Genomic DNA, 15,333 nt, shown 5'->3' with positions numbered 1-15,333 from the left:
GGTCAGCCCTCCTCGTCCCAGACCTTCATCAAGGTCGCCAAGATCTCCTCGCCGCGGCCGAGCCCGGCGAGGTGGCTTTCTCCCGGAAGGTGCAACAGCTCGGCGTTGGGCAGGCGCGAAACGACGTGCTCTCCGTGGGAGAACGGGATGATGTGGTCGTGGTCGCCGTGCCACCAGCGGACCGGGACCCTCACCTCCTCGAGCCGGAATCCCCAGTCCCGGGCGAACACGATGACGTCGGCGAACGGCGCGGCCAGTTGCTTGCGGCTGCCGTTGAGCAGGTCGTCCAGAAACATCGCCTTGAACTCGGGACGGGCCAGCAGATGCCGGTCGGCCTGGGGTGAGAGCAGCGCGTACACGTCCAGTGCCGGGGACGCGACCGGCCGGGCCGCCCGGATCAGCAGGCTGGCCGACAGCCGCAGCGGGCTACCGCCCAGCTTGAGCAACGGCGCCACCCGCACACCGAGGTTCATCACGCCGCCGGTGATCGCGTCGGGACCGTGCGTCGGTGCCACGCCACCGAGCACCCCGGCGGCCACCACCTTGTCGGGCAGCCCGGCGGCGCAGGCCAGCGTGTAGGGACCGCCGCCGGACAGGCCGACGACGGCCATCTTCTCGATTCCTAGCGTGTCGGCGATGGTCCGCATGTCGTCGGCGAACGCGGAGATGGTCTCGTACTGATGCGGGGTCGACGAGCCGATGCCGGGCCGGTCGACGCCGATCAGCCGGACGTTGTGGTGTTCGGCATAGACCCGGGCCTCGGTCGGAATCTGCCGGCGGGCCCCGGGGGTGCCGTGCAGCCAGAAAACCGCACGTCCCTGCGGGGCGCCGAACTCGGCGAAACCGATCTGGCGGTCCTCCCCCACCGCGATGTTTCCCTCGATCTTGGGACGGGCAATTGCGACGACCATCCCGAGAGCTTCGCATGCGAACTTTGCTGTGACAATCCGGAATGGGTCCGGCACGGGCCGTTTTGCCGCATCCGGTCAGGCGGGCATCCCGATCGCCTTGGGCTCCATGTACTGGTGCAGGCCGGCGATTCCGCCGCCCTCGCGGCCCAGGCCGCTCTGCTTGAAGCCGCCGAACGGCGCGTCGCCGGGACCAAAACCGTTCACCGCGATCTGGCCGGTGCGGATGCGGCGCGCGACACCGACGGCGCGTTCAGCGTCGGTGCCCCACACCGCGCCGGACAGGCCGTACTGCGAGTTGTTGGCGATCGCGACCGCCTCGTCGTCGTCGCGGTAACGCATGACGGTCACCACCGGCCCGAAGACTTCCTCCTGCGCAATGGTCGCGTCCGGGGTCGAGCCGGTCAGGATCGTCGGCTCGTAATAGAAGCCCGTTTCCAGCGCCGGCGGGCGCCGGCCCCCGGTGGCCAGGGTGGCGCCGTCGCCGAGCGCCCGGGAGATCAGGTGTTCGACTCGCTGCCGTTGTTGCTCACTGATCAACGGGCCCATCTGGACCCCCGGATCGGCGGGATCGCCAACCTTCACCTGACGCGCCAGCCCCACCAGCCGGTCGACGACGTCGTCGTGCATCGCGTCGGGCAGCAGCAGCCGGCTCTGCAGGATGCACGCCTGGCCGGCATGCAACAGGCAGGACTCGAACAGCATCCGCTGCAGCAACTCGTCGGTCAGCGCGGCGTCGTCGAGCACGATGCTCGCCGACTTGCCGCCGCACTCCAGCAGGACCCGCTTCATGGTGCCGGCCGCGGCGGCCATCACCTCCCGCCCGACCGCCGAACTGCCGGTGAAGCTGACCATGTCGATTCGCGGGTCGACGGCCAGCAGCTTGCTGGCCTCGATACTGCCGGGCGTGACGACGTTGACCACCCCGGGCGGGATGTCGGTGTGCTCGTCGATCATCTTGGCCAGCGCCAACCCGGCCAGCGGGGTCAGCGGCGACGGCTTGAGCACGACGGTGTTGCCGGCCGCCAGCGCCCGGCTGACCTTCATGGCGTTGAGGCTGTGCGGAAAGTTCCACGGCGTCAGAATGGAGACGACACCCAGCGGCTCGTGACACAGCACGGTGGCACCGGCGCCTACCGATCCGATCGGCTCCTCGCGCAGCGTGGTGGCGAGTTGGCCGGCGCGCTGCACGATGAAGGACACGCTGTCGATCTGCATCATGCGCTCGTTGGCCGTGCAGCCCCATTCGGCCTGGGACAAGCTGAAGAACTCGTCGGCGTGCTGTTTCAGCGCCTCGCCGAGCTGAGTCAGGCAGCCGGCGCGTTGCTGGTGGCTCATCGCCGGCCAGGGGCCTTCGTCGAATGCGCGACGGGCGGCCTCGATCGCCTCGGCGACCTGGCCGACGCTGGCGTCCGGCGCGGTGGCGATCGTCGCGCCGGTGGATGGCGAGATGTCGTCGTAGCGGCCATTGTGCGGTTCGACCCAGCGTCCGCCGATATAGAGCTGGTAGCTGTCGACAAGAGGTGATTCAGCCATCCGCATCCCCAAACCGCATATCGGTCATATCAACCCCTGGTGTACACCGGCCGCAGTCCGGAGTCAACGAGCGTCAGCCCGAATTACCGGCAATTTCAGGCATATTGACAAGCAACGTCGCCCCCGGGTAAACAACAATTGGCGAACATCTTGTGTCGATGTGTCGGATTCGCTGGTTCTCTGACCGATCTGCAACGGGAGGGCGCTGTGGCGTCAGCCGAGTTCCGCGCCAAGGTGCGGGCTCTCGTCGGGCAGCACACCGGTGGTACCGGAAAGCCGTTGGTGGCGCCGGATCCGGTCAACCAACCGATGATTCGGCACTGGGCGCATGCGCTCGACGACATGAACCCGGTGTATCTGGATCCGGAGTTCGCGGCCACGTCGAGGTTCGGCGGCATCGTGTCGCCGCCGGTCATGCTCCAGACGTGGACAATGCCGGCCCCGAAGCTCGAGGGGATCCGGGAGCGGGGCGGAGCTCCGACCGAAATCACTTCCAATCCAACGGCATTCCTCGACGAGGCCGGCTACACCAGCACGGTGGCGGTGAACTCGGAGTTCGAAATCGAACGCTACCCGCGGCTGGGCGACGTAATCAGTGCGATGACGGTGTACGAGGACGTCTCCGACGAAAAGGAGACCGCGCTGGGCACCGGCTTCTTCCTCACCTGGGTGACGACCTATGTCGACCAGCATTCAGAGGTGTTGGGTCGCCAACGATTCCGGGTCCTGCGATTCAGGCCTAAGCGCTGATGGCGACCCGCCCGGCCCCGGCAATCAGCCCGGACACCGAATTCTTTTGGCGCGGCCTGCGTGAGCACAAACTACTGATCCAGCGCTGCAACGGATGCGCAGCGTTGCGCCACCCGCCGCGTCCCATGTGTCCGGGGTGCCGCTCCCTGGACTGGACGGCTGTCGAGTCGTCGGGCCGCGGCACCGTCTACAGCTACGTGATGCCGCACCAGCCGCGGTTTCCATTCTTCGATTACCCCTACATCGTCGTGCTGGTGGAACTGGCCGAAGGGGTGCGGCTGGTGTCCAATCTGGGTGAGATCGATCCGGCTGACGTCGTAGTCGGGATGCCGGTCGAGGTGTACTACCAGACCTTCGAGAACGACCTGGTGCTGCACCAATTCCGGCCCGGCCGGCGAGTCCCGGGAGGATCTCGATGACGGCGGTCAGTACTCTGAGATGGGCCGACGTGGCCGTGGGCGACGAGCTGACCCCGCTCGAAATCCCGGTCACTGTAACAGTTATCGTCGCCGGCGCGATCGCATCGCGAGACTTCATGCCGGTGCATCACGACCGTGACTACGCCAACAAGCAGGGTTCGCCCAACGTGTTCATGAACATCCTGACCACCAACGGGTTGTGCGTCCGTTTCCTCACCGACTGGGCCGGGCCCGAGGCGATGGTCACGAAGCTCTCGATTCGCCTTGGCGTACCGTGCTTTCCGGACGACCCGCTGCGCTTCACCGGCAGCGTGACGGGCAAGTCGGCCGGCTCCGATGGCGAGAACTTCGTCGAAGTGACGTTCCAGGCCGCCAACAGCCTGGGCAAGCACGTGTCCGGCACCGCCATCCTCAGCCTGCTCGACAAGGCAGGTGCATGACCGGCTCGCTGGCCGGTGCCGCGGCCATCGCCGGAATCGGCCAGACCGAGTTCTCCAAGGAATCCGGGCGCAGCGAGCTGCAATTGGCGTGCGAAGCGGTCAGCGCCGCACTCGACGACGCCGGTGTGGCGCCCGGCGACGTCGACGGCATGGTCACCTTCACCATGGACGCCAGCGACGAGATCGCCGTCGCGCGCAACGTCGGAATCGGCGACCTCAACTTCTTCAGCCGGGTGCCGCACGGCGGCGGCGCGGCAGCCGGGACGGTGGTCCACGCGGCAATGGCGATAGCCACGGGTGTGGCCGACGTGGTGGTGTGCTACCGCGCGTTCAACGAGCGTTCCGGCCTGCGGTTCGGCGGCAGCGGGCGCACCAGCAGCGAAACTCCGCTGTTCATGGCGCATTACGCACCGTTCGGGTTGCTCACTCCGGCAGCGTGGGTCGCGCTGCACGCCCAGCGCTACATGTCGGCCTACGGCGTCACCAACGAACACTTCGGCGCGATCGCCGTCGTCGACCGTGCCCATGCGGCCCGCAACCCCGACGCGTGGTTCTATCAGCGTCCGATCACGTTGGCAGACCACCAGAATTCACGCTGGATCGTCGAACCCGTGCTGCGACTGCTGGACTGCTGCCAGGAAAGCGATGGCGGTGTGGCGCTGGTGGTGACCAGCACGCAGCGGGCGCGGGACCTCCGGCAGCCACCGGCAGTGATCACCGCGGCCGCCCAGGGCGCCGCCGCCGAGGGCGAGATGATGACCAGCTATTACCGCGAGGACATCACCGGCCTGCCGGAGATGGGGGTGGTGGCCCGGCGGCTGTGGCGGAATTCGGGTCTCAAGCCCGCCGATATCCAAACCGCTTTCCTTTACGACCATTTCACGCCTTTTGTATTCGTTCAGCTCGAGGAACTCGGCTTCTGCGCGCGCGGTGAGGCCAAGGACTTCGCCACCGTCGAGAACCTGTCGCTGCGCGGGATGCTGCCGATCAACACCAACGGTGGTCTGCTGGGCGAGGCCTACATCCACGGCATGAACGGCATCACCGAGGCGGTTCGTCAGGTGCGCGGCACCTCCTGCAACCAGGTCGACGGCGTCGAACATGTCCTGGTCACGTCGGGAACCGGGGTGCCCACCAGCGGCCTGATTCTCGCGCCAGCCGGGTGAGCGCGTGACGACTCGGGCTTCCGCGGTGCTCCAGGCGGGCGATACGCGCGAGCTCATCATCGGGGCGGCATACGTCTGTTTCCGCGAGCACGGACTGCAGAAGGCGACCATTGTCGACATCGCCAGGCTGGCGGGGGTATCCCGCAGCACCGTCTACGAGTACTTCCCGGACAAGGCAGCCATTGTCGAGGCCTGTGCCGAACACGCTTCCCACCAGTTCTACCGCGAAATGGCCCAGTCGATGAGCCGAGTGAGCACGTTGGAGGAAAAGCTTTGCTGCGCAGCGGTATTCGTTACTCGGGACGGCGGGCGATCACGTCGGCAACCTATGTCGATGAAGACGCGATCAACCTGTTGCTGACCAAGGATGCCGCCGAGCTGCTGCGCGAAAGCATCGACTTCTTCGCGCCCTACCTCGCCGCGGCCAAGCTCACCGGCGAGGTACGCAAGGACCTCGATGTCGAGGCCGCCGGGGAGTGGTTCGCGCGCATCCTATTCTCGTTGTTCACCACGCCATCGCCGATCCGCAATCTGGACGACCCCGATGCCCCGGAAGCCGTAGCCGATTTCGTGCGTGCGCATGTGGTACGGGGTTTTTGCGGTGACCGGCCGCGGTCTGCCCGCGGCGTCGAAGCTGCGCTGAGTGTGCGGCTGGCGGCGTCGGGTGGGTGGTTGCGGCGTCGAGTGTGCAGCCAGGGCTTCGAGTGTGCAGCGGCGGCGTCGAGTGTGCAGCGGCGGCGTCGAGTGTGCGGCCAGGGCGGCCGCGCCGCGGAAAACCCGCCCGGTGGGCGCACTCGACGCCACCAACACACACTCGGCGCCAACAACGCACACTCGATGCACTCACTGCGCCAAGGCGCGCAGGAAAAACGCCAGGTTCGCCGGGCGTTCGGCCAGGCGGCGCATGAAATAGCCGTACCACTGGCTGCCGAACGGCACGTAAACCCGCACCTGGTTACCGTCGGCGGCCAGTCGCCGCTGCTCGTCGTCGCGGATGCCATACAGCATCTGGTATTCGAAATCGCTCGCGCTACGCCCTAATTCGTGAGCCATGCTGCCGGCCGCGCCGATGATCGCCGGGTCGTGCGACGCCACCATCGGATACCCGGAACCGGACAGCAGAACGTACAGGCATCGCTGGTAGGAGTCGGTGATCTCGGCGCCGTCACGGTAGGCCACCGCTGCGGGCTCGTCGTAGGCGCCCTTGCACAGCCGGACCCGAGCGCCCACCGAGGCCAGCTCTCGGCAATCGGCAAGCGTGCGCCGCAGGTAGGCCTGCACAACCGTGCCCAACCAACCGAAGTCGACCCGCAGGTCGCCCGAGATCGACAAGGTGGCATCGGTGGTGGTGTGGTCTTCGGCGTCCACGGTGACCCACACCCCGACCTGCTCGGCCCGCTCGCAGATAGTGCGGGCATTGTCCAAGGCGATCTTCTGGCCGTCGCGATCCAGCGCCTGCCCCAGCGCCGACAGCTTGACCGACACCTCCAGCGGCCGCACACCGTCGAATGCCGTGTCCGCCCGCCGGCCCAGCGCGTCGAGCAGGTCGAGGTAGGCCCGCACGGTGGCCGTGGCACCGTCGGTGTCGGCGACATTCTCACCGAGGTAGTCGATGCTGCCATAACGTCCCGAATCACGCAGCTCAGCAACCACTTCCAGGACGCTATCCAACGTTTCACCGGGCACGAACCGGCGCACCACCCGTCGGGTCACCGACGAGCGCCCGGTCATGAGCCGCAACCTATCGGACCGGCCGGCCGCCAGCAGGGCCGGGCGCAGGGTGCGGGCGAACAACCGGGCCATCAGTCGGCAGCCATGTGCGGGTAGTGGTGGTCGGTTGCCGGGACGAACGTCTCCTTGATGGTGCGCGCCGAGGTCCAACGCAACAGGTTCAGCGGCGAACCCGCCTTGTCGTTGGTGCCCGATCCGCGCGAGCCACCGAACGGCTGGCGCCCGACGACCGCACCGGTCGGCTTGTCGTTGACATAGAAGTTGCCCGCGGCGAACCGCAGCCGGTCTTGTGCCGTCAGCACCGCGCGTCGGTCGTCGGCGATGACTGCGCCGGTCAGCGCGTAGCGCGATCCGGTATCGACGACGTCGAGGATGCGTTCGTAGTGCCCGTCGGGGTAGACGTGCACCGCCAGCACCGGCCCGAAGTATTCGGTTGCGAACGCCTCGTCGGTCGGGTCGTCGGACAGCAACACCGTGGGACGCACGAAATAGCCGACGCTGTCGTCGTATTCGCCGCCAACCGCGATCGTGACACCGGCCGTACCCTTGGCCCGCTCGATCGCGTCGACGTTCTTGATGAAAGCGCGCCGGTCGATCAGCGCCCCACCATAATTCGACAGGTCGGTGATGTCACCGTATTTCAGCTCAGCGACGGCCCCCAGAAAGTCATCACCCATCCGCTGCCATACCGAGTGGGCGATGAACGCCCGCGACGCCGCCGAGCACTTCTGGCCCTGATAGTCGAACGCTCCGCGAATCAAGGCGGTGGACAACACATCCGGGCGCGCCGACGCGTGTGCCACAACGAAGTCCTTGCCGCCGGTCTCCCCGACCAGCCGCGGATAGCTCTGGTAGCGGCCGATATTGGTGCCGACCTGCTGCCACAGGTGGCAGAAGGTGGCCGTCGATCCGGTGAAGTGGATGCCGGCCAATCGCGGATCGGCCAGCGCCACCTCAGAAACCGCGAAGCCGTCGCCGGTGACCAGGTTGATCACACCCGGCGGTAATCCCGCGGCTTCGAGCAGTTGCATGAGCAGATAGGCCGACAAGGTCTGGGTGATCGACGGTTTCCATACCACGGTGTTGCCCATCAGCGCCGGCGCGGTGGGCAGATTGCCCGCGATGGAGGTGAAGTTGAACGGCGTGATCGCATAGACGAAGCCGTCCAGCGGACGGTAGTCGGTGCGGTTCCACTCCCCTGGGCCGCTGATCGGCTGCTGGGCCAGGATCTGGCGGGCGAACGCGACGTTGAATCGCCAGAAATCCACCAGCTCGCAGGGCGCGTCGATCTCGGCCTGGTACACCGACTTCGACTGGCCGAGCATGGTGGCGGCGGCGATCTTTTCCCGCCACGGCCCCGCGAGCAGATCGGCGGCGCGCAGGAATACCGCGGCACGCTCGTCGAAAGGCAGAGCGGCCCAAGCGGTTTTGGCGGCCATGGCGGCCGCGATCGCCGCCGCCGCATCGGCGTGGTCGGCATTGGTCAGGATGCCCAGCCGCGCGGCATGCCGGTGCGGCGCGACGACGTCGATCGGCTCGCCGTCGCCCATCCGGTGCCGGCCGCCGATGACGTGCGGCAGGTCCATCGGATGATCGGACAGCAAGGCCAGCTCGGCGCGCAGTCGGGCGCGTTCCGGCGATTTCGGCGCATAGTCATGTACCGGCTCGTTGACCGGGACCGGCACTTGGGTAATCGCGTCCATGCCTGCCAGGTTCCCCGTCCGAGGACCGGAATCGATTGGCCGATTCGACAGGGATTGCCACCGCTGCTAGTAGGATCGGACAATATGCGGGTAGCCGGTGTCGGATTGGGCCAGTTACTCCTTGCCCTGGATGCGACCCTGGTCAGCCTGGTCGAAGCCCCGCGGGGGCTGGATCTCACGGTGGCCTCGGCGGCGCTGGTCGATTCCGACGATGTACGGCTGGGCCTGGCCGAAGCGGCGGGCTCGGCCGACGCCTTCTTTCTGCTCGGCGTCACCGACGACGAGGCGCTGCGCTGGGTCGACGACCAGGCCCGCGCGCCGGTGGCGATCTTCGTCAAGGACCCGTCCGACGCGGTGGTGGCCCAAGCGGTCCGAGCAGGCTCGGCGGTGGTTGCCGTGGAACCGCGTGCTCGCTGGGAACGCCTCTACCGGCTGGTCAATCACGTGTTGGAGCATCACGGGGACCGCGGCGATCCCATGGACGACTCGGGCACCGACCTGTTCGGCCTGGCTCAGTCCCTGGCCGACCGAATCCACGGCATGGTCAGCATCGAAGACGCGCAGTCTCATGTGCTGGCCTACTCGGCGTCCAACGAAGACGCCGACGAGCTGCGCCGGCTGTCCATCCTGGGCCGCGCCGGCCCACCCGAGCATCTGGAATGGCTGGCTCAATGGGGCATTTTCGATGCCCTTCGCGCCAGCAGCGAGGTGGTCCGGGTGGCTGAGCGCCCGGAACTGGCCCTGCGTCCGCGGCTGGCGATCGGGATTCACCAACCAGCAATCACCCCGCGGCACTCACCGGTATTCGCCGGCGTGATCTGGGTCCAGCAGGGCTCGCAGCCGCTGGCCGACGATGCCGACGAGATGTTGCAGGGCGCGGCGGTGCTGGCCGCTCGGATCATGGCGAGGCTGGCGGCCCGGCCCTCCACACACGCGCGGCGGGTACAGCAACTGCTCGGCCTCGCCGATGGTGAACCGGTCGAGGTGGCCGTCATCGCGCGCGAACTTGGGCTGCCCGGCGACGGGAACGCCGCGCTGATCGGCTTCGACACCATTGCCGCCGAAAACCAGCCAGCTCGGCTCACCGACGTCTTGGCGTTGAGCGCCAGCGCTTTTCGTCGTGACGCCCAGGTGGGGACCAACGGATCGCGGATCTATGTGGTGCTGCCGCAGACCGCGACGGCCCGCGCGGTCACCTCATGGGTTCGCGGCACGGTCGGCTCGCTGCGCGCCGAGCTGGGCGTGCAGCTGCGGGCCGCGATCGCCGCGCCGGTCGCGGGTCTGCGGGGGATCGCCGCGGCACGCACCGAGGTGGAGGGCGTGCTCGACAGCGCTGTGCGCCACCCCATCTCGATAGGGCAGGTGACCTCGGTGGCCGAAGCACGCACCGCCGTACTGCTCGACGAAATCGTCACGCTGGTCGGCACCCACGCGCGGCTGGTCGACCCGCGGATATCCGACCTGCGCGCCCGGGATCCGACGCTGGCCGAAACGTTACGGGTCTACTTGGACAGCTTCGGTGATATCGGCGCCGCCGCGCAGTCACTGCAGGTGCATCCCAACACGGTTCGCTATCGAGTACGGCGGATCGAGAAGCTGCTGTCGACGTCGTTGGCTGATCCCGATGTGCGGCTGCTCTTTTCGCTGGGGTTGCGCGTGACCGAACGGTCTGGTTGACAGAAGCCGAATCACGCGCGGAGTCAGTTTTCTTCCGGATACTCTTTTTTTCGTGGCAGACCGCCCGTCGTCATACCTGGTGTTGGCATCGCAGCGTAGCGGCAGCACGCTGTTGGTCGAATCGTTGCGCGCCACCGGCGTAGCCGGCGAACCCCAGGAGTTCTTCCAATATCTGTCGACGACGAGCCAGCCGCCGCAACCGCGGGAGTGGTTCGCCGGAGTTGACGACGAGTCGATCCTGCGCCTGCTCGATCCGCTGGACTGCGGTAAGCCGAACCTCGCTCCGGCCGAGATCTGGCGCGACTACATCCGCGCGGTCGGCAGAACGCCCAACGGTGTCTGGGGCGGCAAGCTGATGTGGAATCAGACCCCGCTGCTGGTGAATCGCGCGAGCGAGCTTCCCGATCGCTCGGGCGAGGGCCTCGAGGCGGCCATCCGCGACGTCGTCGGTGAGAACCCGTTCCTTGTCTATGTCTACCGTCCCGACGTCGTGTCGCAGGCGGTGTCGTTTTGGCGTGCGGTGCAGACGCGGGTCTGGCGGGGGCGCCCCGATCCGGTCCGCGACGCTCGTGCCGTCTATCACGCCGGGGCGATCGCCCATGTCGTCACCATGCTGCGCGCCCAGGAAGCGGGCTGGCGCAGCTGGTTCGCCGCGGAGAACATCACACCGATGGAGATCGCCTATCCGGTGTTGTGGCGCAACCTGACCGAACTGGTCGGCACCATCCTCGAGGCGTTGGGGCTCGACCCGAGGCTGGCGCCCGCGCCGGTGCTGGAGCGGCAGGCCGATCAGCGTTCCGACGAGTGGGTGGACCGCTATCGAGCGGATGCCGAAAGGGACGGGCTGCCTCATTAGGATTAGGTGATGCCGTCCCGGCACATCGCCGGGTTGCGCCGCCGCATGCCGCACCCGCGACGACGGCTCGGCACGCTTACCGGCGCTGGGTCGGAGCCGAGCCCACGCTCGACGGCAACGGTCACGTCTCCTTCCAGAGCGCCGGCGTTGCAGCCGGGGTCCAGGTCGGGTCGTAGGCGGTGTGCGCCTGCAGGCATCGGTAGGTCTTGCCGTTGTAGGTGACGGTGTCACCCACCGCGTAGGTCGCGCCGGCGGCCCACGCCTTGGCCCGCGGCGCAACTGTCGTCGTTGTGCCGGCCGGCGGGGACGTTGTGCTGGTGGACGGTTGGCCGCCGCCGACTTGCAGGTCGACACAGGAATAAAACGCGTTGGGAGTGTCGCCGATAAGCCATATGGCCAACAGCTTCTGGCGACCGCTGAACCCACTCAGATTGACCGTGTGCGTGACCGTCGCACCAGGAGGCGCGTTTTGCCGTCGAAGCCGGCGACTTTGGTGGCACCGATGTAATACTCCCAGCCGGCGGTCCGGTGTAGGGCGGTGTTGGTCCAGGTGAACGAGACGGTATTGCCGACCGGCGTCGGCCGCCACGGCTTGCTGTCGTCATTGAGGTCGGCGAACTGCCCGAGGCCGCCATTGCAGCTGTTAAATTAAGCCCCTTGGGGCCCTCCACACTCTGCGGCTCATACTTGATCGCGCCGCACTGAACTGCGCCCTGTGCACACCGAGCTTGACGGCTGGGCGGAGACGAGACAAAGCCATGCGCATAGGCGTTAGCCATCGGAAGAAAGACCTGAAGACAAGGGATCAAAGTTGCCGTGCCGATAATAGACAATACGCGGTTCGTCATTTGCGTTTACTCCCTGCGTGTTTCGACTACATCGCGTTGATGCCGACGCTATTCGGTTGTGGTGATCGAACCCATACACACGAGAGAGATGCGTCAACGATATTGTACTTACGGCGTTTCGGAATCAGATTCTGTTGTGATGCCGTATTTTAGGAACACCTGGCTATGTACATCATTGCGAAATCACGCTGTTTGGACCGCATTAAATCGAATTATCCTGGGCCGGCGATCAATTCACCGACATTGATGCGCGCGCTGCAGGATTCGGCTGCGGCCTTGCCGGAGGTTTCCCACGGAGAGCACGTTGATGCTCCCTCCCGTGTTAGGCGGCAGCCCCTCCGACCGGCTCCCCCGTAGTTTGTTGTCGCAACGCCGGTGCCGGCCCGCGTGGGCGTACGTAGCGCCACCAGGTCAACGTCGTGGCGCCGATATAGCACAGCAGAAAGACCCAGAATGCCGGGGTTTCGGTGCCGGCGCTCACATACGACTGCCGCAGCACCAGGTTGACCCCCATGGCACCCAACCCGCCGAGTGTCCCGGCGAACCCGATCAACGCTCCCGACATGACCCGCTCCCAGTCGCGGCGTTCGGCGGCGGTGACGTTCAGCGCACGACTGCGATTCTGAAAAATCGACGGGATCAGCTTGAACACCGAGCCCTTGCCTATGCCGCAACAGATGAACAGCGTGATGAAGCCGAAGATGTAGCCGATCATCGTATGGACGGTGGGCCCTCCGCGAGTCCCCTGAGTGAGGTCGTCGTGGGCGCTGACCGCGACCAGGAACCCACCGGCTCCCGCCATGGCGGCCACCGCACTGAGGGTCACGTAACCACCACCAAAGCGGTCGCCCAACCTGCCGCCGACTATCCGCGCCACCGATCCCAGCAGCGGACCGATGAAGGCGATCTCCGCCGCGTGCAGCGACGCCTGTGCGTGGGTTTGCCCCGCGGCCACGAAATTGTGCACCAGCACCTGGCCGAAAGCGAACGCGAAGCCAAGGAACGAGCCGGAGCAGCACAGGTAGAGAAATGAGATTGCCCACGAGTCGGGAACCCGCAGCACCGATCGCACATGGCCCACGTCGATCACGTGGCTGAGGTTGTCCAGGAACAGTGCCGCGCCGACAGCCGCCACGGCCAGCAGCACCAGATAAACCGCGCACACCAGGTAGGGCGCCTGGTGGCCGGCGGTCGCCAGCACCACGAGCCCGACTGCCTGAATGGCCGCCGACCCGAGGTTGGTGAAACCCCCGGTGAAGCCCAGCGCAAAGCCCTTGAGCCGCTGCGGGTAGAAGGCTTCGATGTGCCCCAGCGATGCGGCGTAGTTGCCGCCGCCCAATCCGGTGAGCGCGGCGCACACCAGATATGGCCACAACGGCAGGCCGGGGTTAGCCAGCAACACCATCGCGCCGACGGTGGGGATCAGCAACACCAGTGACGACAAAACGGCCCACGTGCGTCCGCCGAACCTGGTGGTAGCCATCGCATAGGGGATGCGCACGATCGCCCCGACGAACGTCGCGGTGGCCGCCAGCAGCAGCTTGTCGCCGGTCGAAAAACCGTAGACGCTCTCCGGCATGAACAGCACCATCACCGACCAGAGGTACCAGATCGAGAAGGCGATGTGCCCGGTCACGTTCGACCAAATCAGATTGCGACGGGCGATCACGTTGTTGCCGTCGCGCCAGGCGGCGGCGTCCTCCGCATCCCAATCCGCGATGCGGTGTGGTCGCGCCATACGGTACTTACCTTTCACAGACGATGCCGGCGTACCACCGAGCGGCAATACATGGGTGGCTTAGTGTGCATTCACTCGGGAAGATCAGGCAACAGTGGGTCGGTGCGTTTGCTCTTCCTCCGCGTCACGAATGACCACCCGTTCGGACAGCCACGCAATGCGGTTCTCAGGGGCTTATTGAGACGACCGGTGGTACCTGGGCAATGACGAACACGGCACCGCTGCACGCCGTCACACCGACCACCCGATAGTGAAGCCCAATCGCGGTCACCCGACAACTAGACATCGCTGACGCACAGGAGATTTTCAGCTCACTCGGCCAGTACTGCCAGCCGAGCCGAGGCTTCACATCACTCGGGACCTCACTCGGGCCCGGCTCGGCCTCGGGCCACGGCCGACGCCCGAGCAGCGGCGATGATGCAGAGCCGCACCGCTTTCCGCCGATCTAGCCCTCAGCCGAATTGCGGCACTCGCCTGGCTGGTCGAAATAGCTTGCCGCGTAACCATACCCGGACTTTCGTAAACACTGAAACCCAGTCGAACAGTCAATTCGGTACTGCCGTAGCAGAGTCGCCGCGGACATGTCCCGCTGCCAGCAATCCGTGATTCGAAATACTTCCACCCCCAATGCAATTCGTGTCACGCCGATCGGGCTTCCGGACAGTTCCCCGACGGCGGGCCGCCAGGCCACATCGTTACACCCGAAGGTTAGCTGTAAATCTCCTGTGCGTCGTCGACTTTTGATGTCTATATGCAATAATTGCATGCGACTATTGACTGGTCAGTGAGACTGGCGCTGTCAAGGTGAGTACGCAGCGGATGGTCAACGTCCGTTAGCAGCCCCGCTCGCCCTTGACTGCGCGTGGTCGTTGACAGCCACAGTCGTTGCAACACAACCGCTGTAGGGGCATCCGTTGTGTTTGGCAACATCCCGGTCAGCCGCCGATTGCCTGACCTAGCCACGCGTGCTCAGCGAGTCCCGCAGCTCGGCTTGTCGCGACCTGAGCGGAACTGAGGGCGGAACCGAGGGCGGAACTGAGGAAGGTGAAAGACTGATACTTGACTACGGGGCCCTGGCGCCCGAGATCAACTCGGGCAGAATGTATTCGGGTCCTGGGTCGGCGTCAATGCCGACGGCCGCCGCAGCCTGGGAGGCACTCGCCGCAGGCTTGGAGTCCACATCGCGCGCGTACTGCGTCGTGATCTCGCAGCTGCAAGGCGAAAGTTGGTCGGGCAGTGCGTCGGCGGCAATGGGCAGTGCCGTCGCACCATACCTGGCATGGGCGACGGCGACGGGAGCGCAGGCCGAGCAGGCTGCCAGCGGGGCTCGTGCGGCAGCGGCCGCCTATGAGGCTGCGTTCGCCGCGACGGTGCCGCCGGCTCTGGTGATCGCCAACCGCGACCAGTTGGCGACGCTGGTGGCAACCAATGTTCTGGGCCAGAACACCACGGCCATCGGCACCTGTGCTTCCCCCGGTTTCTCGGAGACTTCCGAACCAGGTTTGATCTTGAGAGCCTGGAGGAAGGAAGTGTGCAGTGGCAGCGAACAGGAAGTATCCGG

13 protein-coding genes and 2 pseudogenes are annotated in these 15,333 nt (G+C 66.2%); 8 read left to right on the top strand and 7 right to left on the bottom strand.

Translation table 11 applies throughout. The features are described from left to right. Window positions 1-2: 2 nt before the first annotated feature. Both CDN38_RS20530 and CDN38_RS20525 read right to left on the bottom strand, forming a co-directional pair. Complete coding sequence (locus CDN38_RS20530; protein WP_075513494.1) at window positions 3-911, bottom strand: alpha/beta fold hydrolase; 909 nt, start codon at window positions 909-911, stop codon at window positions 3-5. A gap of 75 nt (window positions 912-986) precedes the next feature. Further along, entirely contained in the window at window positions 987-2,444 is a 1,458-nt protein-coding gene (locus CDN38_RS20525; RefSeq protein ID WP_075513556.1) for an aldehyde dehydrogenase family protein, read from the bottom strand. A gap of 207 nt (window positions 2,445-2,651) precedes the next feature. On the opposite strand from CDN38_RS20525, the gene CDN38_RS20520 reads away from it, so the two are divergent. From CDN38_RS20520 to CDN38_RS20500, 5 genes and pseudogenes are all read left to right on the top strand, one after another. Next, window positions 2,652-3,194 (top strand): FAS1-like dehydratase domain-containing protein, encoded by a 543-nt coding sequence (locus CDN38_RS20520; RefSeq protein WP_099319443.1) that lies wholly within the window; start codon window positions 2,652-2,654, stop codon window positions 3,192-3,194. Beyond that, window positions 3,194-3,613 carry a Zn-ribbon domain-containing OB-fold protein gene (locus tag CDN38_RS20515; protein WP_075513493.1) on the top strand — a complete coding sequence of 140 codons (420 nt, stop codon included), beginning with the start codon at window positions 3,194-3,196 and terminating at the stop codon, window positions 3,611-3,613. The genes CDN38_RS20520 and CDN38_RS20515 overlap by 1 nt, the downstream gene beginning before the upstream one ends. Next, a complete protein-coding gene (locus CDN38_RS20510) occupies window positions 3,610-4,053 on the top strand; it encodes a MaoC family dehydratase (protein WP_075513492.1) in 444 nt (147 codons plus the stop codon). The genes CDN38_RS20515 and CDN38_RS20510 overlap by 4 nt, the downstream gene beginning before the upstream one ends. After that, a complete protein-coding gene (locus tag CDN38_RS20505) occupies window positions 4,050-5,219 on the top strand; it encodes a lipid-transfer protein (RefSeq protein ID WP_075513491.1) in 1,170 nt (389 codons plus the stop codon). The genes CDN38_RS20510 and CDN38_RS20505 overlap by 4 nt, the downstream gene beginning before the upstream one ends. 4 nt (window positions 5,220-5,223) lie before the next feature. Next, window positions 5,224-5,834: pseudogene (locus CDN38_RS20500) on the top strand (TetR/AcrR family transcriptional regulator); the annotation flags it as partial. Window positions 5,835-6,062: 228 nt separating this feature from the next. Here the strand turns inward: CDN38_RS20500 and CDN38_RS20495 are convergent. Next, window positions 6,063-7,022 carry a proline dehydrogenase family protein gene (locus CDN38_RS20495; RefSeq protein ID WP_075513490.1) on the bottom strand — a complete coding sequence of 320 codons (960 nt, stop codon included), beginning with the start codon at window positions 7,020-7,022 and terminating at the stop codon, window positions 6,063-6,065. Next, window positions 7,022-8,653: an L-glutamate gamma-semialdehyde dehydrogenase gene (gene pruA, locus CDN38_RS20490; RefSeq protein WP_075513489.1), complete on the bottom strand. Its 1,632-nt coding sequence runs from the start codon at window positions 8,651-8,653 to the stop codon at window positions 7,022-7,024. The genes CDN38_RS20495 and pruA overlap by 1 nt, the downstream gene beginning before the upstream one ends. Window positions 8,654-8,737: 84 nt before the next feature. Here pruA and CDN38_RS20485 point away from each other — a divergent pair, with 84 nt between their 5' ends. Then, window positions 8,738-10,330 carry a PucR family transcriptional regulator gene (locus CDN38_RS20485; protein WP_099319149.1) on the top strand — a complete coding sequence of 531 codons (1,593 nt, stop codon included), beginning with the start codon at window positions 8,738-8,740 and terminating at the stop codon, window positions 10,328-10,330. A gap of 52 nt (window positions 10,331-10,382) precedes the next feature. Then, on the top strand, window positions 10,383-11,186 hold the full coding sequence (gene stf0 / locus CDN38_RS20480; protein WP_075513487.1) for a trehalose 2-sulfotransferase: 804 nt from the start codon (window positions 10,383-10,385) through the stop codon (window positions 11,184-11,186). 121 nt (window positions 11,187-11,307) lie between these two features. On the opposite strand, the gene CDN38_RS31100 is transcribed toward stf0, so the two are convergent. The 3 genes and pseudogenes from CDN38_RS31100 to CDN38_RS20470 form a co-directional block, all read right to left on the bottom strand. Then, window positions 11,308-11,586 carry a carbohydrate-binding protein gene (locus CDN38_RS31100; RefSeq protein WP_233027214.1) on the bottom strand — a complete coding sequence of 93 codons (279 nt, stop codon included), beginning with the start codon at window positions 11,584-11,586 and terminating at the stop codon, window positions 11,308-11,310. A 3-nt stretch (window positions 11,587-11,589) separates the two neighbouring features. Next, window positions 11,590-11,768, bottom strand: a pseudogene (locus CDN38_RS32480) (hypothetical protein); the annotation flags it as partial. Between the two features lie 588 nt (window positions 11,769-12,356). Further along, window positions 12,357-13,772: an MFS transporter gene (locus CDN38_RS20470; protein WP_075513486.1), complete on the bottom strand. Its 1,416-nt coding sequence runs from the start codon at window positions 13,770-13,772 to the stop codon at window positions 12,357-12,359. Window positions 13,773-14,827: 1,055 nt separating this feature from the next. Here CDN38_RS20470 and CDN38_RS20465 point away from each other — a divergent pair. Further along, window positions 14,828-15,333 (top strand): PPE family protein (locus tag CDN38_RS20465; RefSeq protein ID WP_142361363.1); only part of this gene is annotated, 506 nt, incomplete at its 3' end.

The organism is Mycobacterium ostraviense (assembly GCF_002705925.1).
Taxonomy (GTDB): Bacteria; Actinomycetota; Actinomycetes; order Mycobacteriales; family Mycobacteriaceae; genus Mycobacterium; species Mycobacterium ostraviense.
Note: the sequence above shows the minus strand (reverse complement) of the source record. Positions and strands in the feature narration are given on the sequence as shown.